This window comes from Pseudomonas sp. GM25 (assembly GCF_000282255.1).
Classification (GTDB): domain Bacteria; phylum Pseudomonadota; class Gammaproteobacteria; order Pseudomonadales; family Pseudomonadaceae; genus Aquipseudomonas; species Aquipseudomonas aphyarum.
Window position 1 is genome coordinate 137,688 of sequence record NZ_AKJQ01000010.1, and the last position, 25,150, is coordinate 162,837.

At 61.0% G+C, this 25,150-nt stretch carries 18 protein-coding genes and 1 tRNA gene; 9 read left to right on the forward strand and 10 right to left on the reverse strand.

The window, feature by feature from the left end:
• Positions 1–90: 90 nt before the first annotated feature.
• On the forward strand, positions 91–1,344 hold the full coding sequence (locus PMI24_RS04120) for a carbohydrate porin (protein ID WP_052026219.1): 1,254 nt from the start codon (positions 91–93) through the stop codon (positions 1,342–1,344).
• Positions 1,345–1,875: 531 nt separating this feature from the next.
• Positions 1,876–4,662, forward strand: coding sequence for an EAL domain-containing protein (locus PMI24_RS04125; protein WP_007951391.1), 2,787 nt, complete (start codon positions 1,876–1,878; stop codon positions 4,660–4,662).
• 60 nt (positions 4,663–4,722) lie between these two features.
• Here PMI24_RS04125 and PMI24_RS04130 read toward each other — a convergent pair whose 3' ends face one another.
• Positions 4,723–6,918 (reverse strand): OsmC domain/YcaO domain-containing protein, encoded by a 2,196-nt coding sequence (locus tag PMI24_RS04130; RefSeq protein ID WP_007951392.1) that lies wholly within the window; start codon positions 6,916–6,918, stop codon positions 4,723–4,725.
• A 287-nt stretch (positions 6,919–7,205) separates the two neighbouring features.
• Here PMI24_RS04130 and PMI24_RS04135 point away from each other — a divergent pair, with 287 nt between their 5' ends.
• Positions 7,206–8,393: a hypothetical protein gene (locus PMI24_RS04135; RefSeq protein ID WP_007951393.1), complete on the forward strand. Its 1,188-nt coding sequence runs from the start codon at positions 7,206–7,208 to the stop codon at positions 8,391–8,393.
• Between the two features lie 140 nt (positions 8,394–8,533).
• Positions 8,534–9,829, forward strand: coding sequence for an OprD family porin (locus tag PMI24_RS04140; protein WP_007951394.1), 1,296 nt, complete (start codon positions 8,534–8,536; stop codon positions 9,827–9,829).
• A 7-nt stretch (positions 9,830–9,836) separates the two neighbouring features.
• Here the strand turns inward: PMI24_RS04140 and PMI24_RS04145 are convergent.
• From PMI24_RS04145 to PMI24_RS04165, 5 genes are all read right to left on the reverse strand, one after another.
• Positions 9,837–9,932: transfer RNA gene (locus tag PMI24_RS04145), tRNA-Sec, on the reverse strand.
• 6 nt (positions 9,933–9,938) lie between these two features.
• Positions 9,939–11,849 carry a selenocysteine-specific translation elongation factor gene (selB, locus tag PMI24_RS04150; RefSeq protein ID WP_007951395.1) on the reverse strand — a complete coding sequence of 637 codons (1,911 nt, stop codon included), beginning with the start codon at positions 11,847–11,849 and terminating at the stop codon, positions 9,939–9,941.
• Positions 11,846–13,252 carry an L-seryl-tRNA(Sec) selenium transferase gene (gene selA / locus PMI24_RS04155; RefSeq protein WP_007951396.1) on the reverse strand — a complete coding sequence of 469 codons (1,407 nt, stop codon included), beginning with the start codon at positions 13,250–13,252 and terminating at the stop codon, positions 11,846–11,848. Before selA ends, selB begins: the two co-directional genes overlap by 4 nt.
• A gap of 51 nt (positions 13,253–13,303) precedes the next feature.
• Positions 13,304–13,984: a DUF3313 domain-containing protein gene (locus tag PMI24_RS04160; protein ID WP_007951397.1), complete on the reverse strand. Its 681-nt coding sequence runs from the start codon at positions 13,982–13,984 to the stop codon at positions 13,304–13,306.
• 17 nt (positions 13,985–14,001) lie between these two features.
• On the reverse strand, positions 14,002–14,313 hold the full coding sequence (locus PMI24_RS04165; protein WP_007951398.1) for a hypothetical protein: 312 nt from the start codon (positions 14,311–14,313) through the stop codon (positions 14,002–14,004).
• Positions 14,314–14,464: 151 nt separating this feature from the next.
• On the opposite strand from PMI24_RS04165, the gene PMI24_RS04170 reads away from it, so the two are divergent.
• Together PMI24_RS04170 and PMI24_RS04175 are read left to right on the forward strand one after the other, a co-directional pair.
• A complete protein-coding gene (locus PMI24_RS04170; protein ID WP_045121653.1) occupies positions 14,465–15,190 on the forward strand; it encodes a response regulator in 726 nt (241 codons plus the stop codon).
• Complete coding sequence (locus PMI24_RS04175; RefSeq protein ID WP_007951400.1) at positions 15,187–16,518, forward strand: ATP-binding protein; 1,332 nt, start codon at positions 15,187–15,189, stop codon at positions 16,516–16,518. Before PMI24_RS04170 ends, PMI24_RS04175 begins: the two co-directional genes overlap by 4 nt.
• 3 nt (positions 16,519–16,521) lie before the next feature.
• On the opposite strand, the gene fdhE is transcribed toward PMI24_RS04175, so the two are convergent.
• Genes fdhE through fdnG form a run of 4 tightly spaced genes read right to left on the reverse strand, consistent with a single transcriptional unit; the run spans position 16,522 to position 22,117 of the window.
• On the reverse strand, positions 16,522–17,448 hold the full coding sequence (fdhE, locus tag PMI24_RS04180) for a formate dehydrogenase accessory protein FdhE (protein ID WP_007951401.1): 927 nt from the start codon (positions 17,446–17,448) through the stop codon (positions 16,522–16,524).
• A gap of 3 nt (positions 17,449–17,451) precedes the next feature.
• On the reverse strand, positions 17,452–18,105 hold the full coding sequence (locus PMI24_RS04185; RefSeq protein ID WP_007951402.1) for a formate dehydrogenase subunit gamma: 654 nt from the start codon (positions 18,103–18,105) through the stop codon (positions 17,452–17,454).
• Complete coding sequence (gene fdxH / locus PMI24_RS04190) at positions 18,102–19,037, reverse strand: formate dehydrogenase subunit beta (RefSeq protein WP_007951403.1); 936 nt, start codon at positions 19,035–19,037, stop codon at positions 18,102–18,104. Before fdxH ends, PMI24_RS04185 begins: the two co-directional genes overlap by 4 nt.
• Before the next feature lie 14 nt (positions 19,038–19,051).
• The gene (fdnG, locus tag PMI24_RS04195; protein ID WP_157222926.1) at positions 19,052–22,117 is read right to left on the reverse strand and encodes a formate dehydrogenase-N subunit alpha; all 3,066 of its coding nucleotides are present in this window, start codon (positions 22,115–22,117) and stop codon (positions 19,052–19,054) included.
• Positions 22,118–22,336: 219 nt separating this feature from the next.
• On the opposite strand from fdnG, the gene PMI24_RS04205 reads away from it, so the two are divergent.
• The 3 genes from PMI24_RS04205 to PMI24_RS04215 all read left to right on the forward strand — a co-directional run bounded on the left by PMI24_RS04205 (position 22,337) and on the right by PMI24_RS04215 (position 25,140).
• On the forward strand, positions 22,337–23,485 hold the full coding sequence (locus PMI24_RS04205) for a MalY/PatB family protein (protein ID WP_007951407.1): 1,149 nt from the start codon (positions 22,337–22,339) through the stop codon (positions 23,483–23,485).
• Positions 23,486–23,580: 95 nt separating this feature from the next.
• A complete protein-coding gene (locus PMI24_RS04210) occupies positions 23,581–24,438 on the forward strand; it encodes a glucose 1-dehydrogenase (protein WP_007951408.1) in 858 nt (285 codons plus the stop codon).
• A gap of 90 nt (positions 24,439–24,528) precedes the next feature.
• Entirely contained in the window at positions 24,529–25,140 is a 612-nt protein-coding gene (locus PMI24_RS04215) for a Yip1 family protein (RefSeq protein WP_007951409.1), read from the forward strand.
• The last annotated feature ends 10 nt before the right edge of the window (positions 25,141–25,150 follow it).

Sequence of the window (25,150 nt, forward strand, 5' to 3'; positions counted from 1 at the left end):
ACCTTCGGGTGCCGCGTCGTTTCATGTCCTTCGCTCTGGATTTCAGTAATGTCATCTGTTCGCTTTTCCCACGCCGGGGTCTTCACCGGCATGCTGTTCGGTCTCACCTGCGGCGCTGCCCTGCCCGCCCTCGCCGATACCGATTCGAACGTGTTCACCCGCAACACCCTGACCGGCGACTGGGGCGGCCTGCGCCACCAGCTCGATGAAGACGGCATCAAGTTCACCGGCGACTACACCGGTGAAACCGCCTACAACGCCGACGGCGGCCTGCATCGCTCGGCGCGTTACTCGCAAAACATCAAGCTCGGCGCGCAGTTCGACCTGAGCAAACTGTACGGCGTCGACAACGCCGGCAAGATCCAGCTGAGCATCAACGACCGACGCGGCAACAGTGCCTCCGAAGATCTGGTCGGCAACCGTCTGCCGATCCAGGAAAACTACGGCGGCCTCTACACCCGCCTAACCGAGCTGAGCTACGAGCGCAGCCTGTTCACCCCGGCGCTGAACGTCAAACTTGGCTACATGGCCATGGGCAACGACCTCGGCGGCCTCGACAGCGGCATCCTCTGCAACTTCATGAACGCCGGTTTCTGCGGTCACCCGCTGAACATGTCCGGTGGCAGCGGCTGGACCAACTACCCCAACGCCCACCTGGGTGTGCGGGTGAAATACGACCTCTCCCCTGCCTGGCAACTGCGCGTCGCTGCGTTCAACGTCGACCCGGAAAGCAACGGCAATTCCAGCCGCGCCTGGCACCTGGGCCCGAAACACACCACCGGCACCGTGGTGCCGATCGAACTGGTCTACAAGCAGGCAGGCAAACTGCCCGGTGAGTACAAGGTCGGTTATTACTACGACAGCTCCGACGTCAAACGCATTGGCAGCGACAAGGAAGTGTCCGGACGCGGCGGTCATTACGTCCTGATCGACCAGGCCGTCTGGGCTTCGGACGCTTCCGAAGGCCGCAGCCTGCACGCCTTCGGCCAATACTCGGCGGCGAGTGAAGCAGCTTCGCCGTTCAGCAAGTGGTATGGCACCGGTCTGGTTCTGTACAAGCCTTTCGAAGGGCGCCCGCGCGACACCGTGGCGCTGGGCTACGGCCGCGCAGTTCCGAACCCGCGCAGCCGTGATGTGCAGCAGGACGCAGCGCTGGACAATGGCGCAGCGTTTCCAAACCTGGACAGCGCCGAGCAATTGATCGAACTCGGTTACGGCTATCAGGCAACGCCTTGGCTGACGCTGCGCCCGAATATGCAGTACATCATCGAGCCGGGCGCGTTTTCCGGGAAGGACATCGACAATGCATTGGTGTTTGGATTGCAGGTGAAAGCCGCGCTCTGACGCCAACATTTGCCGATCAGACGTTAAACAGGAAAAGCACCTTCGGGTGCTTTTTTTGTTCATTGACTATGAGGAAACTTACTCAGAGGATAATCATTGCCATGAATAGTCATCTCGAAAAGGGTTGAAACACTCTCCGCGATTGAAAAAACCGAACTTGAAAAACGTTAATGACCGATTGTCAGACAGGCTTCTATAACCGTTTAGTGCCAAAGAACTTTTATTAACTTTCCTGACTGCTCGGCCAATAACGGCAGAAAAAATAACGCTCGCAGCCACCGTTCGCCCATTTCATTCAAACATGACTTTCTTATAAGCTTCGCCGCCTTAATAGCCCCTAGCCATCAATTCTGCGAAGACAACGTTCTATTGAAGAAAAAAATGCGACACGTCTTGCCCTGAAAAACACCGGTACAACCCCGAACACTGAGTCCCCTTCCGCCCGATTCTGAACTGCCAGCCTGGCACTTTCCGCATGGACGCTCACTTTCGCCAACCCTTTCCTGGCTGTCCGGGACAGAGGAGGATTTTTTGCTTCGCAAGTTTGCACCGCCTCATGGTTTGAAAACGATCCTGACGACAGCACTGGTCTTTCAATGTGCCACGTTAGTGCTCAGCTTCTGGTTAGCGACCAGCAACCAATCCAGCATCGGAAACCTTTCAAGTGTGGCCGTCGACCAGGTCGATGCGGTGGCGGAAACTGTTCAGCATTTGATGGAAGCACGCCTCTCCCTGTCCCGCGCCAACACCCGTATCGCCCTGTTCAATACCGTTCCGCAGGACATGGTGCAACACGCCCGCATGGAATTGATCCTGGCGAATGAATCGTTCGACCGGTTTCTCACACGCACCCGGGTGGATGAAGAAAACCACGTCCGGGTCCAGGCATTGAAAGACGTGTATTCACGCTACGTGAACATGCTCCATCGTCTGGTTCAGTACACGGGCGCTGGCGACGTTCAGTGGGCACTTGCGCAGCCGGTACAGGAAATTCAAGAGCAACTTCTGCAGGAGCAAAAGAACTTCATCAAGTACGGCAACAGCATCAGCCAGACTTCACTTCAGTCCATGGGCGATCGCTTCAGGATATACATCGCGGCAGCGGCGATGATACTTCTGCTGGTGTTGGCCACCACGTTCTTCCTGCTGTACGTCATCAAGAAAGTCGAGAAAAGCCGACTGCTGAAAATTGCCGTCAACCGGACGGACAGCGCCATCATCGTCACGGATTCAAACAGCGTCATTACCTACGTCAACGAAGGTTTTGTGCGCATGCTGGGTTATGAAACAGCCGATCTGGTGGGCAAGAAGCCAGACCAGGTGTTTTACGGCCGCCATACGGATACGCAAACCGTTCTCTCTTTCCGAAACAGCATCCAGAAGGGAGAAAGCCACACCACGGAGTTACTGGTCTACAACAAATCAAAACAACCGCTGTGGGTTCGCGTAGTCGCCAATCCGGTACTCGACCCTCAGGGAGTCCAGCAGGACGTGGTGGCCATTGTCACGGACATCACCGAAGCCAAGATGAATGACGAGTTGCAGTTCAAGGTACTAAGCGCCATGGCCCGCGAAGAACCTCTGGGCGATGTCATGCAGTTGTTGTGTCTGGAGATCGGCCGTATCGCGCCGGAAATCGGTGTTTCCATCCGCCAGTTTGATGAACGCGGTTGCCTGCCGCTGATTGCCGAATTCAACTTGCCGGACGGTCTGCTTCAGTCTTTGGAAAGTCTTGCCGAGCGTTCCATCCTGCAAAAAATGGATGCCAAAGAAAGCATCATGCTCAACTTCACCGACCCAGGGTCTTACGACGGTGAATGCGTTGATCCGCATCTTTCGCAATCGCTGGGCTTCACGGCCGGCTGGGTCAACACCATTCGCTCCAACAACGGGCGGACACTTGGCACGTTCACTTTTTACTACCGCGAAAACCACCTTCCTGCGGCGCAACATCAACGGTTGCTGCAAACCAGTCTGAAGCTCTGCGCACTGGCACTGGAGCGCGACAGTTTCATCCACGATATCGAACGGCTGGCCTATTACGACAGCCTGACGATGTTGCCCAATCGACGGCTGTTAATGATGAAAGCCAACACGATGATCGCCAACGCCCAGCGCTCGCAATCATCCCTGGCCGTGTTGTTCATCGACATCAACAAGTTCAAACAGATCAACGATTCCCTCGGGCATGCCGCCGGGGACTTGCTGTTGTCTGAAATCGCCAGAAGGCTTCAGTCTTCTGTAAGAGGCAATGATATTGTCAGCCGTCTTTCGGGGGACGAGTTCGTCATAATTCTGTCCCCTTCCAGTGCCGAACAGGCGATTGCCTTTTCGGAACGCATGCTCAGCCAGCTCTCGGAGCCGATGATGTTGGCCGATGTCAGCGTCTCGCCTTCCGCCAGCATTGGTATCGGCATTTACCCGGACCACGGCAATGATATGCAGGCGTTGCTGTTGCATGCCGACCAGGCGATGTACAAGGCCAAGTCCGCAGGTCGCCAGGCCATCGAAGTGTTTGATCCGGTGGTGGTTGATTCAACCGATGACGAACTGACGCTGAGCATGGCCCTCAAGCAGGCGTTAGAGTCTGATCAGCTAACACTGCATTACCAGCCCCAGATGATGCTCGACGGCAATCAACTGTTTGGTGTCGAGGCGTTGGCCCGCTGGTCTCATCCGGAGCTTGGAAACATCCCACCCAACCGTTTCATTCCGTTGGTGCGTGATACCCGAATGATGCCCAGGCTCAACCAATGGGTGCTCACCGAAGCCTGCCGGCAAATGGCGCAATGGCGCGACGCCGGGGTCGATGTGCCGCAGATCTCGGTCAACATTTTCCCCATCGCCTTTCGCGACCGGGCCATTGTCGAACTCATCGAAGCGCTGTTGGCACAGTATAGGCTCCCGCCTTCCTGCCTGACCCTGGAAGTCACCGAGGACTTCATCCTCGACGCCACCGACACGGTCATCTCAGTGATCAGCGAAGTCCGTCAATCCGGTGTCAGCCTGTCCATCGACGACTTTGGAACCGGTTATTCCAGCCTGAGCTATCTGCTGCGACTGCCCGTCAACGCCATCAAGCTCGACAAGAGTTTTATCGACGATCTCGAAACCAGCGAAAGTGCCCGGACGCTGGCCCAATCGATTGCCGGGATCTGCAAGAGCCTGCAACTGAACATCGTCGCCGAAGGCGTTGAAAGCGTCGGGCAACGGGACATTCTTCGAGCGCTGGGTTACCCGATAGCCCAAGGTAATGTGTTCTCTCATCCTTTGGCGCCAGAGGATCTGGCGCAATGGGTGCGTGAGCGATCACGCTAACTGGCCTGCAAACGAAAAAAGCACCCGAAGGTGCTTTTTTTGTGCGCGCCGCCAACGGAATCAACCCGCGAAGTTGGCCCGCGCTGCGTGCAGTTTCTTGTAGCTCTCGATCAGACGCAGATGGCGATCCAGCCCTTCCAGCTTCATGCTGGTCGGCGTCAGGCCGTAGAAGCGCACACTGCCGTTGACCGAGCCAATCGCCGCATCCATGCGTTCGTCGCCAAACATGCGGCGGAAGTTGGCTTCGTAATCTTCCAGCTCCAGATCCTCGTCCAGCTCCATTTCCAGCACCACGTTGACCGCTTGATAGAACAAGCCGCGCTCGACGGTGTTGTCGTTGTATTGCAGGAAGGCTTCGACCAGATCCTTGGCCTGCTCGTACTTCTGCAACGCGAGGTAGATCTGCAGGCGCAGTTCGAGGATGGTCAACTTGCCCCATGGGGTGTTGTCGTCGAACTCGATGCCGATCAGCGTGGTGATGTCGGTGTAATCGTCCAGTTCGCTGTGTTCCAGGCCTTTGGCGAGGTTGCGCAGACCGACCTTGCTCAAGTTATGCAGGTTGAGGATGTCGGCACGGAATTGCAGCGCTTTGTTGGTGTTGTCCCAGATCAGGTCTTCTACCGGATAGATCTCCGAATAGTCCGGCACCAGAATGCGGCAAGCCTTGGCGCCGATGTGCTCGTAGACCGCCATGTAGACTTCCTTGCCCATGTCTTCGAGGATGCCGAACAGCGTCGCGGCCTCTTCGGCGTTGGAGTTTTCGCCATTGCCGGAGAAATCCCACTCGACGAATTCGAAGTCGGCCTTGGCGCTGAAGAAACGCCACGACACCACGCCGCTGGAATCGATGAAGTGCTCGACGAAGTTGTTCGGTTCGGTCACGGCCTGGCCCGAGAAGGTCGGCTGCGGCAGATCGTTGAGGCCTTCGAAGCTGCGGCCCTGCAGCAACTCGGTGAGGCTGCGTTCCAGCGCCACTTCGAAGCTCGGGTGCGCGCCGAACGAGGCGAACACGCCGCCGGTGCGCGGGTTCATCAGCGTCACGCACATCACCGGAAATTCACCGCCCAGCGACGCGTCCTTGACCAGCACCGGGAAGCCCTGCTCTTCCAGCGCCTGGATCCCGGCGAGGATGCCCGGGTATTTCGCCAATACTTCTTGCGGCACATCCGGCAGGGCCATTTCGCCTTCGAGGATTTCGCGTTTGACCGCCCGTTCGAAGATTTCCGACAGGCACTGCACCTGGGCTTCAGCCAGGGTGTTGCCGGCGCTCATGCCGTTGCTGAGAAACAGGTTTTCGATCAGGTTGGACGGGAAGTACACCACCTCGTTGTCCGACTGACGCACGAACGGCAGCGAGCAGATACCGCGCTGGGTGTTGCCGGAGTTGGTGTCGTACAGGTGCGAGCCGCGCAGTTCGCCGTCGCGGTTGTAAATGCCCAGGCAGTACTCGTCGAGGATTTCCGCAGGCAACTCGTCCTTGGCGCCGGGCTTGAACCAGCGCTCGTCCGGGTAATGCACGAACTCGGCATTGGCGATCTCTTCGCCCCAGAACTGATCGTTATAGAAGAAGTTGCAGTTGAGCCGCTCGATGAACTCGCCCAGCGCCGAGGCCAGCGCGCCCTCTTTGGTCGCGCCCTTGCCGTTGGTGAAGCACATCGGCGACTGCGCATCGCGGATGTGCAGCGACCAGACGTTGGGCACGATGTTGCGCCACGAAGCGATTTCAATCTTCATGCCCAGGTCGGCAAGAATCCCCGACATGTTGGCGATGGTCTGTTCCAGCGGAAGATCTTTACCGGCAATGCAGGTGCCCGCGCCGGACGTGGAAGCCGGCATCAGCAGGGCCTGGGCATCGGCGTCGAGGTTCTCGACTTCCTCGATCACGAACTCCGGCCCGGCCTGCACCACCTTCTTCACCGTGCAACGGTCGATCGAGCGCAGGATGCCCTGGCGATCCTTTTCGGAGATGTCCGCTGGCAGCTCGACCTGGATCTTGAAGATCTGGTTGTAGCGGTTTTCCGGATCGACAATGTTGTTCTGCGACAGACGAATGTTTTCGGTCGGGATATTGCGGGTGCTGCAGTACAACTTTACGAAGTAAGCCGCGCACAAGGCCGACGACGCCAGGAAATAGTCGAACGGACCCGGTGCAGAGCCATCGCCCTTGTAACGGATCGGTTGGTCGGCCACCACCGTGAAGTCATCGAACTTGGCTTCGAGTCGGAGGTTGTCGAGAAAATTGACCTTGATTTCCATGCGGGTTACCAGAATAGCGAGCTAAACAAATTGGCCGCCATTATCCGGCTTTTGAGCGTGAAGTCTTGTGCTTTTGACTCCGCACCGCTGGTCGGCGCCACGCCGCACGCTGATCAAAGATCACGCGCGCCCTCCTCCCTGATGTTTATCAACTAGCCTTGAAATCGGACTTCACGCCGGGAGCCTTCAAGGAGCTGCCATGTTCGAGTTCATCAAGACCGCTGTGATCGGCGTCTAGTCTTACTTCCATGAATGGATCGCTGCAATCCGTTTTCCACGGAGGGTATATGCGCTACAGAGTCTTCGTCCCTGCCACGATCCTGATCGTTGCTTTGGTTGCCATCGTGTTATGGCGTGGCTCCTCGAAACCAGAAGCCGGAACGATGCTCAAAGCGTGGCATGAAAGCGTACAGAATCTCGGCGTTCGGGCAATTTATCCTCTACAGGAGAGTCTGTATCCGGGGAACATGCTTTTGGTTCCAACTTACCCTGGCAAGGCCAAATGGTTTGAGGAAAAACCTGCCGAGTATTACACCAATTACCTGGTCCGGATCGGCTCGCTCGACCTCTGTCAGTTGTATCTCTCACTTAAAAACGCTCCGGAAATCCCGCCAGTCACGAACTTTGAACCCAGCGGCGGGACGTCCGCGGGCAGCAAGCCTTTCACGCCATGGCAGCCTACCGAGATCAGATATTCGCACTTCAAGTGCAATGATTACCGGGGCCCCGACTTCAGAGTCAATCGCGTCATGGCATTTCCTGCTTTCCAGTTCGGTTCACTGGCCGAGTCAGGTGTCAGCGCCAATGTGTTGAATGGGGTGACGGGGCTACTGGGCAGTCTGGTAGGAAACAATGAGTATCGAATGACCGTATCGATCCCCAGTGCGACCGTCATCAGAGTCGACTTGCATGATCTTTTAACCGCCCTGAACAACTACAGCTACAGCACGACAGGTGGCGTCAGTGACGTACAAGTCATTCTTGGACGAATGAAAAATGTCCAAACCGTTCGCGACAAACAAGGTGTAGCGTCGCCTCCTGAGTTACTCGTTGTTACGGAGGTCTATTACGCGAATGCCATTGATATCTCTATTGCAAGTTCAGCCGCCAGAGCCTCGGATCTTTCAATCAGTACTCAGGCACTGGCCCAGCAGTTTGACCAGCTTAAAAAACTGCGTGAACAGCTCCAGGCAGCCAGGGCGGAGGCCGATGCGTCCACTGGAGATAACGCAAATACGTCTGATAGCGCGCCCCAAAGGGAAGCCCTGAAAGAGCTCGCCAAACAAATTGCTGAAAAAGAGGCCGAGGTCGACAGGCTGTCGAAAGTCATTCTGCCGGGTGCTCCAGGGGTCACTGGAGCGGTGAAGTCTGTCTCCAGCTCAGGCGTAACCTTGACTCAGGTTTTTCCACGACCTATGGCCTTTGGGTACCGCGCAATAGGATTTGATCCAGACCAGTACTCCAGAATGCACTGATGTCCTCGCACTGGAGGTCGCAGCAATTCGTTTTCGAGCTTCATGAAACAGCTCTTTTGCAACTGAGCACATCCGCTCAATCTTCCCGGTTTGCTCTGCGAGATCATCAGCGCCCTTCCGCCAATGCTGGTCGCTGACTCATGATGGTTTTACCCACGCCGCGCCTCGCGCTGGCCTTACTGATTGGCGGGCTCGCCAATACCGCGTCCGCCAGCGGATTTCTCGACGACGCCAAGACCGAAGTGCTCAGCCGCAACTTCTACCTGAGCAACGACTACCGCTCGCCCTCGCCCGCCGGGAAAAACTACAAACAGGAATGGGCTCAAGGGTTTATCGGCACTTTCGCATCCGGTTTCACGCAAGGAACCGTCGGATTTGGCCTCGATGCCCACGCCTTTTATGGTCTGAAACTCGATGGTGGCAAAGGGCATTCCGGCACGGGGCTGTTGCCGGTGGACAGCGATGGCCGTAGTGAAAGCGACTATTCCAGCGCCGGTGGTGCGCTGAAGTTGAAGACTTCGAAAACCACCCTCGCCTTCGGGGAAATGACCGTGGAAACGCCGGTGTTCGACACTTCGGACAAACGCCTGCAACCGGAATACGCCACCGGTTTTCTGCTCGACAGCCGCGAGATAGAAAACGCGCGCCTTGTCGCCGGGCGTTTTACGGCATTCAAGAACCAGGACAGCTCATCCGCCAAAGGCGACTTTCAGGGCTATGGCGCCAGCACCCAAGGCGAAAACATCAGCTTTGTCGGTACCGACCTGTTCAGCGACAGCCCGGTGGGCGGCGCGCTGTACGCGTCCGATCTGAGCGACACCTGGCGCCAGTACTACGCCAACCTGCATTTCAAACAGTCCGGGCTTTTGCTCGACGCCAACGTCTACCACACCCGCGACACCGGGCAGGCATTAGCTGGCGACATCGACAACACCGCGTTCAGCCTCTCGGGCAAATACACCTTCGGTGCCCACGCGGTGATGCTCGGCTGGCAACGCATCAATGGCGACACGCCGTTCGATTTCGTCGGCGGCGATTCGATTTACCTGGCCAACTCGATCAAATACGCCGACTTCAACGGCGCCCACGAGCGCTCCTGGCAAGCGCGCTACGACCTCGATCTCGGCGCCTTCGGCATTCCCGGGCTGAACTTCATGACCCGCTACGTCTCCGGCAGCCACATCGACGGCACCCACGCGCCCAAGGGCGGCGCCTATAACCCGTTCGACGCGGACAGCGGTCAATACCAGCCGCAGCAAGGGGACGGAGGCAAACACTGGGAACGCGACATCGATCTGCGCTACATCGTCCAGTCCGGCGTGGCCAAGGATCTGTCGCTGCAGCTGTCCCACGTTTCGCACCGGGCCAACAGCGCCCAGGCGGGCGATGACATCGACCGGATCTACGTTGTGATTCAGTACCCGTTGGGGTTTTGAGGGAAATTGGCGGAAGGCAGCCGGAGTCGAACCTGCCCGGGAACGGATGCCGTCCCCAACCGGGTTTGAAGCCCGGCCGCGCCACCGGGCGCGATTGCCTTCCTTGAACTCAGTCGGCGCCGGGGTTGGCCAGCGCACTGTCGGTGCGGATTTGCCGGCCTTCGCCGACGCGCCGGGTCAGGCCCAGCCGATCGAAGTATTCAAGGATCTGAATACTGCGCTTGCGTCCCAAGCCTAGCGCATCGCGGAAGGCCGTGACTTCGATCTGCGGATTTTCTTCAGCCAGGCGCAGCAGCACCGCCGCCATTTGCCGGAGCGTGATGTCGGTGACAAACAGGTCGCGCACCACTTGATGTATCACGCCAAGGCGCGCCAGTTTGCGCAGCAGCAAACGCACGGTCGCGTCTTCCTGACCGACGACTTTCGCCACATCACGAACCCACGGCGGATCGAAGCCGGCCTGTTCGAACAATGGCTGCAGCGCCTGCCACAGGGTTTCGTCGTCGGCGCTCAGGCGCACTTGATGGTCGGGCAAATGCAGCCACGGGCCGCTGGCGACCAGCGAGCCGGCGCCGAGCAGTTCTTCCAGCAGGCTGATGAAGGTCGCGCGTTCGAGGCTCAAACCGCTGAAACGCCGCAGACGGTCGCGATCCGGCCCCATCTGATCGGGCTCCAGCTCATGAAAGCGCGCCAACTGCTCCAGCAGGGTGAACTTGAGCATGCCCCAGCGCTGCGCATTGAACAGCACCGGGCCCTGACGGGTTTCGATCAGGCGGACGTTGTCCGGCAGTGACCAACTGTCACGCGGACGATTGAACTGGCGTTCCAGGCGCTGCGGATCGAGGCCGCTTTCGCTGTATTCCAGCAGCGTCGGCAAGGCCTGTTCCAGCTCCGAGCTGATCGCTAGCGCACGCAGCTGCGCCAGCCGTTCCGGACTGCGGCGCTGGCGGGCCGGGGCGAAAGGATCGAGCACACGCCCGCCGCCGAGCGTTCGCTGGGCGCTGGCGTCACGCAGGATCAGCGGATCACCGTGGACGCCGTGCACCGGAACGTTGGTCAGCAGTTGCGCAAACATGCGCTCGCCGGGTGCCAGGCTTGCACCCTCCAGCAAGGCGACTCGGGCGATCACGTCCTGCGTCCCCAGATGCAGGTGCACCGGCTGGAAATGCTCGAAAACCCGCTCGCCCGGCAGCAGCCGGAAATCGATGTCCAGCCGCTGGGTCGGTGCGTGCAGCCATTCGGCGAGCAACCATTGGCCGCGATGGATCTGCCCGAGCTCCAGGCGATCCGCGCTGGTGTTCAGGGCCACGCGCTGGCCGGCGAAAGCTTGTTCGGCAGCCTGATTCTGCGCGTGCAGACCCCTGACCCGCACGGTTTTGCCCGCCGGGCCGAGGCTGAGCTTGTCACCCACGGCGACCGAGCCCGAAAGCGCCGTCCCCGTCACCACGATACCGGCGCCGGCGACACTGAACGCCCGGTCGATGGCCAGGCGAAATCCGCCTTCGCGACTGCGCTCCTCGACTTCTATCTGCAGCAATGCCTCGCGCAGCACGTCGACGCCCTCGCCCGTCACGCTGGAAACCGTCAGCAACGGTGCTTCGGCATAGGGCCCGGGCGCCAGCAGGCTTTCTATCTCTCGGCGAACCTCGTCCACCCTGCCCGCCTCGACCCGGTCGCACTTTGTGATCGCCACCAGCGCCCGTGGAATGCCCAGCAGCTCGACAATCGCCAGATGCTCGCGGGTCTGCGGCATCACGCCGTCATCCGCCGCCACTACCAGCAACACCAGATCGATGCCTTGCGCCCCGGCCAGCATGTTGTGGGTGAATTTCTCATGGCCCGGCACGTCGATGAAACCGGTCAGCCCGGCGCCGGGCGCCAGTTCTTCGTACAGATAACCGAGGTCGATGGTCATCCCGCGTTCGCGCTCCTGCGGGCGGCGGTCGCCGGATTGCCCGGTCAGCGCTTCAAGCAGTGACGTCTTGCCGTGGTCGATATGCCCTGCCGTGCCGACGATCACGTATGCAACTGCCCGAGTTGCGCCTGCCACGCCGGTTCATCGTCGAGTTGCCGCAGATCCAGCCACAACGCGTCGTCATCGATGCGTCCGAGCACCGGGATCGGCAAGGCGCGCAGCGCGGCTTCCAGATTCAGCAGGCAACGTCCGCGCAGGCGCTTCGATACTTGCGGGCGCAGGCACAATGCCGCGCTTGGCAGGCGCGCCACCGGTTGGCTGCCGCTGCCGATCATGCCCAACGCGGGCTCCGCCCTGACGGCCCAGCCCTCGCCAAGCAGTTCGGCCAAGGCCGGTTGCAAGCGTTCGGCCTGGGCCAGAATCTCGGCTTGCGGTCGGGTCAGCAGACGCAGGCTCGGCAAGCGCTCGGCCAGACGATCCGGGTCGCGATAGAGCCCGAGCACCGCTTCGAGTGCGGCCAGCGTCAGTTTGTCGACCCGCAACGCGCGTTTCAGCGGGTTCTTCTTTATCTTCGCGATCAGGTCCTTGCGCCCGACGATCACACCCGCCTGCGGCCCGCCGAGCAGTTTGTCGCCGCTGAAGGTGACGATGTCGGCGCCATCGAGCAGCGCCTGACGTACCGTCGGTTCCGCTGGCAGGCCCCAGCGGGTCAGGTCCAGCAGACTGCCGCTGCCCAGGTCTTCGAGCAGCGGCAGGTCATGCCGATGGGCCAACGCCGCCAGTTCGGAGGTCGGCACCCGGGCGGTGAAGCCTTCGATGCTGTAGTTGCTCGCGTGCACGCGCATGATCAGGCCGCTGCGTGGGCTGATTGCCGCTTCGTAGTCGCGGGCATGGGTGCGATTGGTGGTGCCGACCTCGTGCAGGCGCACGCCGGCGCGGCTCATGATGTCGGGGATGCGGAACGCGCCGCCGATCTCGATCAGCTCGCCCCGGGAAATGATGCCTTCCTTGCGCGCGCCGAGGCTGTTGAGGGTCAGCAGCACGGCGGCGGCATTGTTGTTGACCACGGTCACGGCTTCGGCGCCGGTCAATTCGCGGATCAGGCCTTCGATCAGGTCGTCGCGGTCACCGCGCTTGCCGCTGGCCAGGTCGAATTCCAGATTCAAGGGATAGCGCGCCGCGAGTTGCACCGCGTCGATCGCTTCTTCGGGTAACAAGGCGCGCCCGAGGTTGGTGTGCAGCACGGTGCCGGTCAGGTTGAACACCCGGCGCACCTGACTGCGCTGCTTGAGCGCCAGACGTTCGGCAACCCTTCCCGCCAGCGCTTCAGGGCTGATTTCAACGGCGGTCAGTTGCCCCGCCAGCACGGCTTCGCGTAAGTCATCCAGTAACTGGCGAAACCCCGTCAATAGCGCCTCACGCCCATAACGCTCGGCCAATGGCTGGCACGCGGGGTGGCGCAACAGGCTGTCAATCGACGGTAATCGCAGGGCAACACTTACGGACATCAGGCACTCCCGAAATCGAAATACGCCTGATGATGTTAGACCACCCTGCTTCTAGCGCAGCGCGGCCCTCTGAACCGGCACATAGGTTTGACTCAGGTCCGTGGCCCAGCCATCGAGTACGGCCTTGACGTTATCGGGCGTCATGACCTGTTTGTCGTTCTCCAGCGGCACGCCCTTGCCCTTGCGCACCACCTCGGCCACGACTTCCCCGGTCGAACCGTCCTCGAAGGACACTTCCGTGGCGATCTCACTGTCGCGGTCACGAATCCCGGTAGCGGTGCTCACCCCGGCCGCGACCAGCGTCACCGGCAGCCATTCATAAAAACGCAGGCCCTGAGTGCTGGCGGCGACCTGGGTGATGGCCGGTTTGACGATCAGCGTGTTCGGGCCGGGTTTCGACGCCAGCGGCAGCACCTTGCCCAGCTCCAGCCTGAGGGCTGCGTCGTAATAATGGGTTACTCCCGACAAAGTACTTTGGGGAATGCGCGGCGAAGGCTGGGGCCGTGGATAAAACTGGCTCGGCGCCAGGTAAACCTGGGTGTAACGGCCTCTGGCCAATGTCGGGCTGACCCAACTCAGAATCTTCTGCCCCGAAGCGGTCTGCCCTTCCTTGAGCACGCTGTAATCCCGTAGAAACCCGGCCTGCGGCTCGGTCGGAAGCTTTTTGCTGCTGCACGCCGACAGGCTGAGGGTGGCGGCAAACAGCACGGCCAGTGAGCGATGGTTACTCATCGAGGGTGTTTCCTTTTTCAGGCGTGGACATGGTTGTGCGGGGTGTTGTCGGAGCACTCGATGCGCAACTGGCCGTGGGTCATGATCCATTGGATGAATTCGGCGGTAGGAATCGTGTGCAGGTATTCGACCCAATGGGCCTCGGTCGGGCTGAACCGTTCGAAATAGCGGCGCAGGATCAACTGACTCTGATCGTTGGCCAGCCCCAGGCACGTTTCCTGAAAAAGGATCGGCGTGTCCGGGCCCGGTGCGGTGGTGCGCTGGGTCAGGATCAACGGGCGCACGGCGCCATGATCCCGGGTGATGTAGCCGCTGTTCATGTCCTTCATGTTGAGCCCCCTTGGTTGGAAGGCGTGCAGAGTGCCTGCGGATGTTTGCCCGACGATGTCCGGCTGATGTCCGCGCTGAAGGAATGTTGCAGGATTGAAATATATGACCGGCGCATCGAAATGGTTTTAGATGCGCTTCTTTTTTGGGTTCATGGATTGCGCAAACGTGAGCAGATTGCTGATCGTCGATGACGACGGGGAAATTCTGTCCTTGCTGAAGAAGTTCTTCGTTCAGCACGGCTATCAGGTCGATGTCGCCGCCCATGGCGAGGCCATGTGGGCGGCCATTGCGCAGGCACGGCCGGACACGATCATCCTCGACCTGATGCTCCCCGGTGAGGGTGGCCTGAGCCTGTGCCAGAAAGTACGGGCGCAGATGGGCATCCCGATCATCATGCTCACGGCCATGGCCGAGCTGAGCGACCGTATTGTCGGCCTGGAGCTTGGGGCCGACGACTACCTGACCAAACCCTTCGCCCCGCAGGAACTGCTGGCCCGGGTGCGCGCCCTGCAACGTCGGGTCGGTGAGAACACGCCGTCGGTTGGCGAGCCTTCACGACCGGTCATGACCTTCGCCGGTTGGCATCTGGACATCACCTGCCGAGAACTGCGCTCGCCCGAAGGCGTGATGATTCCGATGTCCGCCGGCGAATTCGACCTGCTGCTGGTGTTGCTCGAACATCCGCAACGCATCCTGACCCGCGAACAATTGATCGACCTGACCCACGGCCAGGGCCACGACGCCTATGACCGTAGCATCGACGTGCAGATCAGTCGGCTGCGGCGCAAGATCGAACCGGACAGCAAGCGCCCGGACCTGATCCGCACGGTGCGCAACGGCGGCTACATGTTCACCGCCAAGGTCAGCCGCTCATGATCGGCCGGATGCTGCGGCGCGACACCCTCAGTCGGCGGATTGCCCTGACAATCGTCGCGGCCATGCTCGCTTCGCTGCTGCTCAATGCGCTGTTCGTTCAGGTCGCTGGGATCTGGGCCCGGCCGCCGATCGAGCGCACCGGGCTGCTGGAACAGATCGCCGCCACCACGCGAGTGATCGAGGCCGCGCCGGCAAACTTGCGCCCGCAACTGGCCAGTGCCGCCAGCAGCCCGATGCTTGAAGTGCTGTGGAATCCCCGTCGAGTCGACTTCGGTCTGCCGGGGAACGGCGCGCAGGTCGAGGCCGGAAAAGTGCCTGCGCTGCGGCAATTGCTTGGCGATGACCGGCAGATCGACGTGTTCAACCCCGACGACTGGCCCGCCGGCAGCCCTCGGGCGCATTACATGGCTTTGGTACGGCTGGCCGATGGCAGCTGGCTGTCGTTCACGCCGCCGGAGCGCAGTTGGGGCTTGAGTCTGAACGTGCGGATTGCCGTGATCGTGGCTTTGGGATTGGTTGCCACGTTGCTGGTCGCCTGGCTCGCCACGCGGCAACTGGCCCAGCCGTTACAGCGCTTTGCCCATGCGGCGCGGCGTTTCGGTGGGGACCTGAAAGCGCCGCCGATCCACCTCGAAGGCCCGCACGAAATCCGTCAGGCCATCGTCGCCTTCAACACGATGCAGGCGCAGATCCAGCATTTCATCGGCGAACGCACGCACATGCTGGCCGCCATTTCCCACGATTTGCGCGCGCCGCTGACCCGGATGCGTCTGCGCAGCGAATTCATGGAAGATCTCGACCATCAGGGCAAACTGATCCGCGACATCGAGGAAATGCAATCGATGATCAACGCCGCCCTGGCGTTCTTCCGGGAAGACACTCACCTGGAGCAATCCACCGCGTTCGATCTGTCGGAGTTGCTGCAAACCATCGTCGATGACTACCGCGACCAGCATATCGACATCGGTTTCATCGGCCCGGCGCACGTGGTGTACGACGGCCGGCCGCTGGGCATCAAACGGGTCATCGTCAATCTGCTGGATAACGCCGTGAAATACGGACAGCGCCCTAGCGTGGTGCTGAGTTGCGATGACGCATCGATCCGCATCGAAGTCATTGACGAGGGGCCGGGGATTGCCGAGGACGCGCTGGAGCGGGTGTTCGATCCGTTCTTCCGTCTAGAAACCTCGCGCAACCGTGACACCGGCGGGGTTGGGCTGGGTCTTTCGGCGGCACGGGGGATCATTCGGGAACAGGGTGGCGAACTGAGTTTGCGTAATCGTCGCAGCGGCGGCTTGCGCGCACGGGTTGAATTGCCCCATCGCTGAGGGTTATTCGTCGCCGGGTGCCAATAGCAGATTTGGCGCCAAGCGCTGATAACCGTCCTGAGCCAGGCGCATGTCGAGCAGCAGACTGCCCAGATCCGCCGACAGTGCCTCGCCCTCCCCGTCGTTTTCCAGATACAGCAACTTCAGGTAGCTGTTGCAGCCCGGGCAGACTTCGGCGCGCAGCGGCGCCTGATTGGCCGCGTGGCGGTCATCCTCGAGGCTCAGGTATTCGAGCCCTTTGCTCTGCTCGCAATACACGCACTTGACCCGCACCACATGCCATTCGCAGGCGCACAGCGAACACACCAGATAACGCAGGCCGTTGTGCTTGCCGCGATGGCGGATCACCCCGGCCATGGCCGGCGAACCACAGGCCGGGCACTGGCTGAGGCTGTCGCCGGGCGTCAGTTGCAGGTTCTGTGCGCTGAGCAGCCAGTGACTCCACGCCGCTTGCAGCGCCGCCCCGAGAAACGGCACCAGCGCCGCCGGAATCAGCGAATACTGGCCGCTGACCAGTGCCACGGACCAGGCCCGTAGCTGACCGGGGCTGGCGATGCGCAGCGTGGTCACAGCCTCGACCACCGCGGGTTGCTCGGGGGCGACATAACGCTGGAGCAAGGCTTCGAGATAAAGCTGCCAAGTGTCCTCGCGAATCAGGATGTCGGCGGCGAACGGCGGCATGCCGTGTTGCCGGCAGACTTCCAGCCGCTGTTCATCAAGCGGCGCGGTCGAGGGCGGGTCGTCGAGGATCTGTTGCTGGACATGGCACAAGCCGGCGATCAAATGCAGGTAATCGGCCAGAGGATGCTCTTCGGCCAAGCGTTCCAGACGCTGGGCCCGCAGCATGAACAGGTTGTGCGGCGGCAGGTGCAGAAACGGCGGCGAACTGGCCGCCGCTTCGATTTCTCCGGGTTCAAGGATGGTTGGCAACTGTCAGCCCTTTTTCGTGACCGGTCGCTCTGGCGGATCTTGGCTCTCCACCTCGCGATACCAGAGTGCATGGTGTTTCCTGGCCCAGGCGCGGCTGACCCAGCCGTGCATCATCGCGTCCACCGAGCCCTTGATCCAGATCCCGGCGTAGATGTGCACGATGATGCTCAGGATCAGCACAAATCCCGCCAGTGCGTGCAGCAACATCGCCCAGCGGATCGTGGTGATGCCGAAGTAATGACTGAAATACGCGCGCCAGATCACCAGCCCCGTTAACAACAGCCCGAGCATGCACAGCAGTAAAGTCCAGAACAGCAGCTTCTGCCCGGCGTTGTATTTGCCCACCGCCGGCACGGTTTCCTCGTCGTTGACCAGCACCCGGTCGATGCGTCGCAGCCATTTCCAGTCGTTGTCGATGAAGAAGTTCGAGCGCCAGAAACGAAACACCAGGCCGAGGAAGAACACGAACATCAGCACGCCCATGAACGGGTGCAGGATCCGCGTCCACGGCCCGCCGCCGAACAGATTGGTCAGCCAGAACATCGACGGATGAAACAACGCCAGCCCCGACAGTCCGGCCATGAAGAACAGAATCGCCACCAGCCAGTGGTTGGTGCGCTGGTTGGCGGTGTAGCGCAGGATCGTCTTGTTGCTCATGGCCGGCCCTCCCCGCGTGGGTCGAAGGTGTGCACCGCCGGATCGACGACGTGTACCGAGGTGTCGGGCGGTTCGGGATGTTCATCTTCCTCGACCCGGTTCGGGCCGATCCGCACGTAATGGAAGAACCCGGCCAGCACGGCCGCGCCCATGGCCAGCAGGCCCAGCGGTTTGCTGATGCCTTTCCACAGGCCCACCAGCGGACTGATCTCGGGGTTGTCCGGCAGACCGGCGTAGATTTTCGGAGTGTCCGCATGGTGCAGCACGTACATGACGTGGGTGCCGCCGACGCCTGCCGGGTCATATAGGCCGGCGTTGTCGAAGCCACGGCTTTTCAGGTCGACGATGCGCTCGGCGGCGTGGGTCTTCATGTCGTCTTTAGTGCCGAACACGATGGCCCCGGTCGGACAGGTTTTCACGCAGGCCGGCTCCAGCCCTACCGCCACCCGGTCCGAACATAGGGTGCATTTGTAGGCCTTGTGATCTTTCTGCGAAATGCGCGGGATGTTGAACGGACACCCAGTGATGCAATAACCGCAGCCGATGCAGTGATCCTGATCGAAATCGACGATGCCGTTGGCGTGCTTGATGATCGCGCCGGGGCTGGGGCACGCCGCCAGGCAACCGGGCTCGGCGCAGTGCATGCAGCCGTCCTTGCGGATCAGCCATTCGAGGTTGCCGGCATCGGTTTCGTGCTCGGTGAAGCGCATCAGCGTCCATGAATCGGCGCTCAGATCCTGCGGATTGTCGTAGGTGCCGTGGTTGTGGCCGACCTCGTCGCGCAGCTCGTTCCATTCCGAGCACGCGACCTGACACGCCTTGCAACCGATGCATTTGGTGGTGTCGATCAGCTTGGCCACCTGTTCCTGGCCGCGTATCGAAGGCGCCGGGGTCGTGGTGGCCGAGCGGGCAATGATGTCTTGGCTGGCCATCTAAAGATTCTCCATCAGAGCTTCTCCACGTTGACCAGGAATGACTTGGATTCCGGGGTCTGTGTATTGCCGTCGCCGAGGAACGGCACCAGGGTGTTGGTCAGGTAACCGTGGCGCGTCAGGCCGGTGAAACCCCAGTGCAGCGGAATGCCGATCTGGTGCACCACCTGGTTGTTGACCTGCAACGGCCGGATCCTTTTGGTCACCACCGCCACCGCTTCAATGAACCCGCGTTTGCAGCTGACCCGCACCCGGTCGCCGGCAGCGATGCCCTTCTCCTTGGCCAGCACTTCGCCGATTTCCACGAACTGCTCGGGCTGGGCAATCGCGTTTAACTTGCAGTGCTTGCTCCAGAAGTGGAAATGCTCGGTCAGCCGGTAGCTGGTCGCTGCATACGGGTAATCCTTGGCCACGCCCAGGCTGTCCCATACCGAATCGAAGATCCGTGCCGCCGGGTTGCTGGTGGCTTTCTTGTTGTCCGGGTGCAGCGGGTTGATGCCGATCGGCGTTTCGAACGGCTCGTAGTGCTCGGGGAATGGCCCTTCGTTCATCTTGTCGACGGCGAAGAACCGTGCCACGCCTTCGGGGTTCATGATGAACGGGTTCATCCCGGCTTCCGGCGGCACGTCAGCCTTGTAGTCCGGCACATCGGTGCCGCCCCAGGTCTTGCCGTTCCACCAGACCAGGCGTTTTTTCGGATCCCACGGCTTGCCGGCGACGTCCGCCGAAGCGCGGTTGTACAGAATCCGCCGGTTGGCCGGCCAGGCCCACGCCCAGCCCTGATGCTGATGCATGCCGTAAGGGTCGTTGTTGTCGCGGCGGGCCATCTGGTTGCCGGCTTCGGTCCAACTGCCGCAGAAAATCCAGCAGCCGGACGCAGTGCTGCCGTCATCCTTGAGCTGGGCGAACCCGGCCAGTTGCGAATTGCCCTTGATCGCCGCACCCGTGGCGTCGGTGAAGTCAGTAGTGGCGTAGCCGTTGACCTCTTTGGCGATTTCTTCCGGCGAGGGTTCTTCGGCAATCTTGTACGGCCACGACAGTTTCAACAGCGGATCGGCGAACTTGCCGCCCTCGGCCTGATAACGCTCACGCAGGCGCAGGAACAGCGCACTCATGATCTGCACGTCGGTGCGTGCCTCGCCGGGGCCGTCGGCACCTTTCCAGTGCCATTGCAGCCAGCGGCTGCTGTTGACCAGCGAGCCGTCCTCTTCGGCAAAGCACGTCGTTGGCAGGCGTATGACTTCGGTCTGGATGTCGGCGCTCTTCACATCGTTGAACGGCCCGACGTGTTCCCAGAACTGCGAGGTTTCGGTGGCCAGCGGGTCCATCACCACCAGCCATTTGAGCTTGGCCAGTGCCGCCATCACCCGGTTCTTGTCCGGCAGCGCGGCAATCGGGTTGAAGCCCTGGCACATATAGCCGTTGACCTTGCCCTGCCCCATCAGGTCGAACACCTTGAGGATGTCGTAGTTGGGGATATCGAGTTTCGGCAGATAGTTGTAGGCCCACTGGTTCTCGGCGGTCGCGTTGGCGCCGTACCAGGCCTTCATCAGGCTGACGTGAAACTTGCTGTAGTTCTGCCAGTAGGACAATTGCCCCGGCCGCAACGGTACTTGCGTGCGTTTATGGATGTAGGCCGCGTAATCCTGCTCGGCGTCGGTCGGCAGGGTCAGGTAACCCGGCAGCGCGTTGGACAGCAGGCCGAGGTCGGTCAGGCCCTGAATGTTCGAGTGCCCGCGCAAGGCGTTGACCCCGCCGCCAGGCATGCCGACGTTGCCTAGCAACAGTTGCACCATCGCCGCGCTGCGGATGATCTGCGAGCCGATCGAGTGCTGGGTCCAGCCCAGCGCATAGAGAATGGTCATGGTCTTGCCCGGGATCGAGCAAGTGGCGATTTCCTCCCAGATTTTCTGCATCGCATCGACCGGCATCCCGCAGATCTGGCTCGCCAGGTCGATGTTGTAGCGGCTGTAATGCTGCTTCATCAGCTGATAGACGCAGCGCGGGTCCTGCAGGGTCGGGTCGACTTTGACGAAGCCGTCATCCCCCAATTCGTAACCCCAGGTGGATTTGTCGGTGTAGCTGCGCTTGGCTGCGTCGTAACCGGTGAACAGCCCGTCCTCGAAGCCGAAACCGGCTTTGACGAGGAACGACACGTCGGTGTAGTTGCGCACGTATTCGTGCTGGATCTTGTCCTCGGTCAGCAGGTAATTGATCAGCCCGCCCATGAACGCGATGTCGCTGCCGGTGCGGATCGGCGCGTAGTAATCGGCCACGGACGCGGTCCGGGTAAACCTCGGATCGACCACGATCAGCCGCGCGGCGTTGTGCGCCTTGGCTTCGGTCACCCATTTGAAGCCGCAAGGATGGGCTTCTGCTGCGTTGCCACCCATCACCAGGATCAGATTCGCGTTGGCGATATCGGTCCAGGTATTGGTCATGGCTCCACGGCCGTACGTCGGGGCAAGACTTGCCACCGTCGGGCCGTGTCAGACACGCGCCTGGTTATCGAACCCCAGCATGCCGAGACTGCGCACCACCTTGTGGGTGATGTAGCCCGCTTCGTTGGACGCTGCCGACGCCGCGAGGAACCCGGTGGTCAGCCAGCGATTGACCGTCTGGCCCTGGGCGTTCTGCTCGACGAAATTGGCGTCGCGGTCGGCCTTCATCAGGTCGGCGACGCGGTCGAGGGCTTCGTCCCAGGTGATCCGGGTCCATTCGCTGCTGCCGGGCTTGCGCACCTGCGGGTACTGCAAGCGGCCGGGGCTGTGAATGAAATCCAGCAGGCCGGCGCCTTTCGGGCACAAAGTGCCGCGATTGACCGGGTGGTCGGCGTCGCCCTCGATATGGATGATGTTTTGCGCAACGTTCTTCGCGGCATCGCCCTGGCTGTACATGATCAAGCCGCAACCGACCGAGCAATACGGGCAGGTGTTGCGGGTTTCATGGGTGTGGGCAAGCTTGAAGTGGCGCACCTGCTCGGCGAAGGCCAGCGTCGGGGCCATGCCCAACGCGCCCAGGCTAGAGCCTGCAAGGCCGATACCGGCGACCTTGAAGAACTGACGACGGCTGAGATCCATCGTGCACTCCTGATCAGGTGGAACCCGGTACTTGAGCCGGGTTTGTTCTGGACAATCACGGTTGCGGCACACGAGTGCCGATCTTTTCACTGTAGACAACGCCCCCGCCGCCTGTGTGAAAACCGACCGTCGGCCACCCTCGGGTCACAAGTTCGCGCCCATAGGGGATGCGGGTTTATCATCGCCGGCACGATCCATCTCCGCCTTCAGAGACCGCGCATGACTTTCGATTTTGATCAGGTATTCGACCGCCACGACACCGGCAGCACCAAGTGGAGCCGCTATCCGGCCGACGTGTTGCCGATGTGGGTCGCTGACATGGATTTCGCCGCGCCGCCGGTGGTCATCGAGGCGCTGCAACAACGCCTGCTGCACCCGCTGGTCGGCTACAGCGTGGCTCAGGACAACCTGCGCGAGGCCATCGTCGCCGACCTCTGGAACAAGTTCGCCTGGCGGGTCAAACCGCAAGAGCTGATCTTCCTGCCGGGTGTGGAATCGGGTTTCAACATGGCGCTCAAGGCGCTGGTGCAACCGCAGCAGAACGTCGTGGTGCAAACCCCCAACTACCCGCCGCTGCGCCACGCGCCGGGCCATTGGGGCCTGAACAAGATCGAGCTGGAATTCAACGCCCAGGCTGACGGCACTTACGCCACCCCGCTGGACGCACTGCGTGAATCCCTGACCGGTGGTGGCGCCCTGCTCCTGAGCAACCCGCACAACCCGATCGGCAAGGTCTTCGGCCGTGAAGAACTGCAAGCGGTAGCAGACATCTGCGCCGCGCAGGACGCCTGGATCATCTCCGACGAGATCCACGCCGAGCTGTGCTACGACGGCCGGGTCCACATTCCGACCGCATCCCTGAGCCCGGAAATCGCCCGTCGCACCATCACCCTGATGTCGGCGAGCAAGGCCTACAACATCGCCGGCCTCAAGACCTCGTTCATGATCATCCAGGACGCCGCCCTGCGCGAACGCGTCAACCACGCTCGTTGCGGCATGGTAGACAGCGTCAACCCGCTGGGCATGGAAGCCACGCGGGTGGCCTACAGCGAGGCCGGCCCATGGCTTGAAGCGCTGAAACACTACCTGCAAGCCAACCGTGACTGGCTGGTGGACGCCGTGCGCAGCCGCTTGCCCGGCGTGACCATCAATGTGCCGCAAGGCACGTACCTGGCCTGGCTCGACTGCTCGGCGCTGGATCTGGACGACCCGCAGAAATTCTTCCTGGACCACGCCCGCGTCGGCCTCAGCCCGGGCCTGGATTTTGGCGATCAAAGCCAGCAGTTCGTGCGCCTGAACTTCGGTTGCCCGCGTTCGATGCTGGAAGAAGGCATTGCGCGGATGGAGCGAGCCCTCAAGTCCCGGTAATCAAGTCAAGGCAAACCCAAGCGTCAATCCGATCGAACTCACCGCAAACGGGCCGGGTCAACCGGCCTACCTGCCCTGAGACCCGGAGATTGACGATGACTGACTATCCAAAACCCCCGTTCCCGAAACAGGCGCAAGCGGTTCCTGGCTCCCAGCGCAAGATGGAGCCCTACCCCGATTGCGGCGAGCAAAGCTACACCGGCTCCGGTCGGCTGGCCGGCAAGATCGCCCTGATCACCGGCGCCGACAGCGGCATCGGCCGTGCGGTGGCCATTGCCTTCGCCCGCGAAGGTGCTGACGTAGCGGTCGCCTATCTGAATGAACATGAAGATGCCAAGGAAACTGCGCGCTGGGTCGAGCAGGCCGGTCGCCAGTGCCTGTTGCTGCCCGGTGATATTGCCCAGAAAGCCCAGTGCCAGGCGTTGGTGGATCAAACTGTCGAGCGCTTCGGCCGCATCGACGTGCTGGTCAACAACGCGGCCTTCCAGATGACCCACGAAACTTTCGAGGAGATTCCCGACGACGAGTGGGTGATGACCTTCGACGTCAACATCACCGCGATTTTCCGTCTGTGTCAGGCCGCCATCAAACACATGGGCCCCGGCGCCTCGATCATTAACACCAGTTCGGTCAACTCGGACATGCCCAAACCCACCCTGCTCGCCTACGCCACCACCAAAGGCGCCATCGCCAATTTCACCGGCGGACTGGCGCAGATGCTCGGCCCGCGGGAAATCCGCGTGAATTGCGTGGCACCGGGGCCGATCTGGACGCCCCTGATCGTCTCGACCATGCCCGATGAGGAAGTGCAGAACTTCGGCGAGCACACGCCACTCGGGCGGCCCGGCCAGCCGGTTGAAGTCGCGCCGATTTACGTGCTGCTGGCATCGGATGAAGCCAGCTACATCACCGGTCAGCGCTATGGCGTGACCGGCGGCAAACCGATGCTCTGAACCGTCCGCCGAAAAAAGTGAACCGCTGGACAAGGCGGCCTCTCCATACCTTCATGGCCCGTTCGGGTTGCGATAGATCAGGAGGTCGTCATGTCCGCACCTATCGTCAAGCTCTTCACCCAGCCGAACTTCGCCTGGACCGACATCCGCCGCGAAGAAGAGGCGCATCCGCGTCATTACCTGGCCCACCTGCTGTTGCTGGCCCTCGTTCCGGCGGTGTGCCTGTTCATTGGCACTACTTATGTCGGCTGGAGCCTGGCGGTAGGTGAAACGGTCAGGCTCAGCAGTGCCAGCGCCTTGCAGCTGAGTATCCTGCTCTACATCACCATCGTTGTTGGCGTGGCGATTATCGGCGGATTCATCCGCTGGATGTCGCGCACCTTCGATGCCCGGCCGACGCTCAATCAGTGCATCGGTTTCGCGGCGTATACCGTCACCCCGTTTTTCCTCGCCGGTCTTGCCGGCCTGTACCCGAGCCGCTGGCTGGCGGTGCTGGTACTTGGCGCCGCGTCGATTTATTCGACGTTTCTGCTGTTCGTTGGCCTGCCAACCTTCATGCACGAGCGTAAGGAACAGGGCCTGTTGTACTCGGCCAGCGTCTGGGGTGTCGCGCTGCTGGTACTGGTGACGTTGTTGGTGTCGATGATTCTGCTGTGGTTCAACGTGCTGACGCCGGAATACCTGCGCACGCCTGTGAGCTAGGCCGGTCATG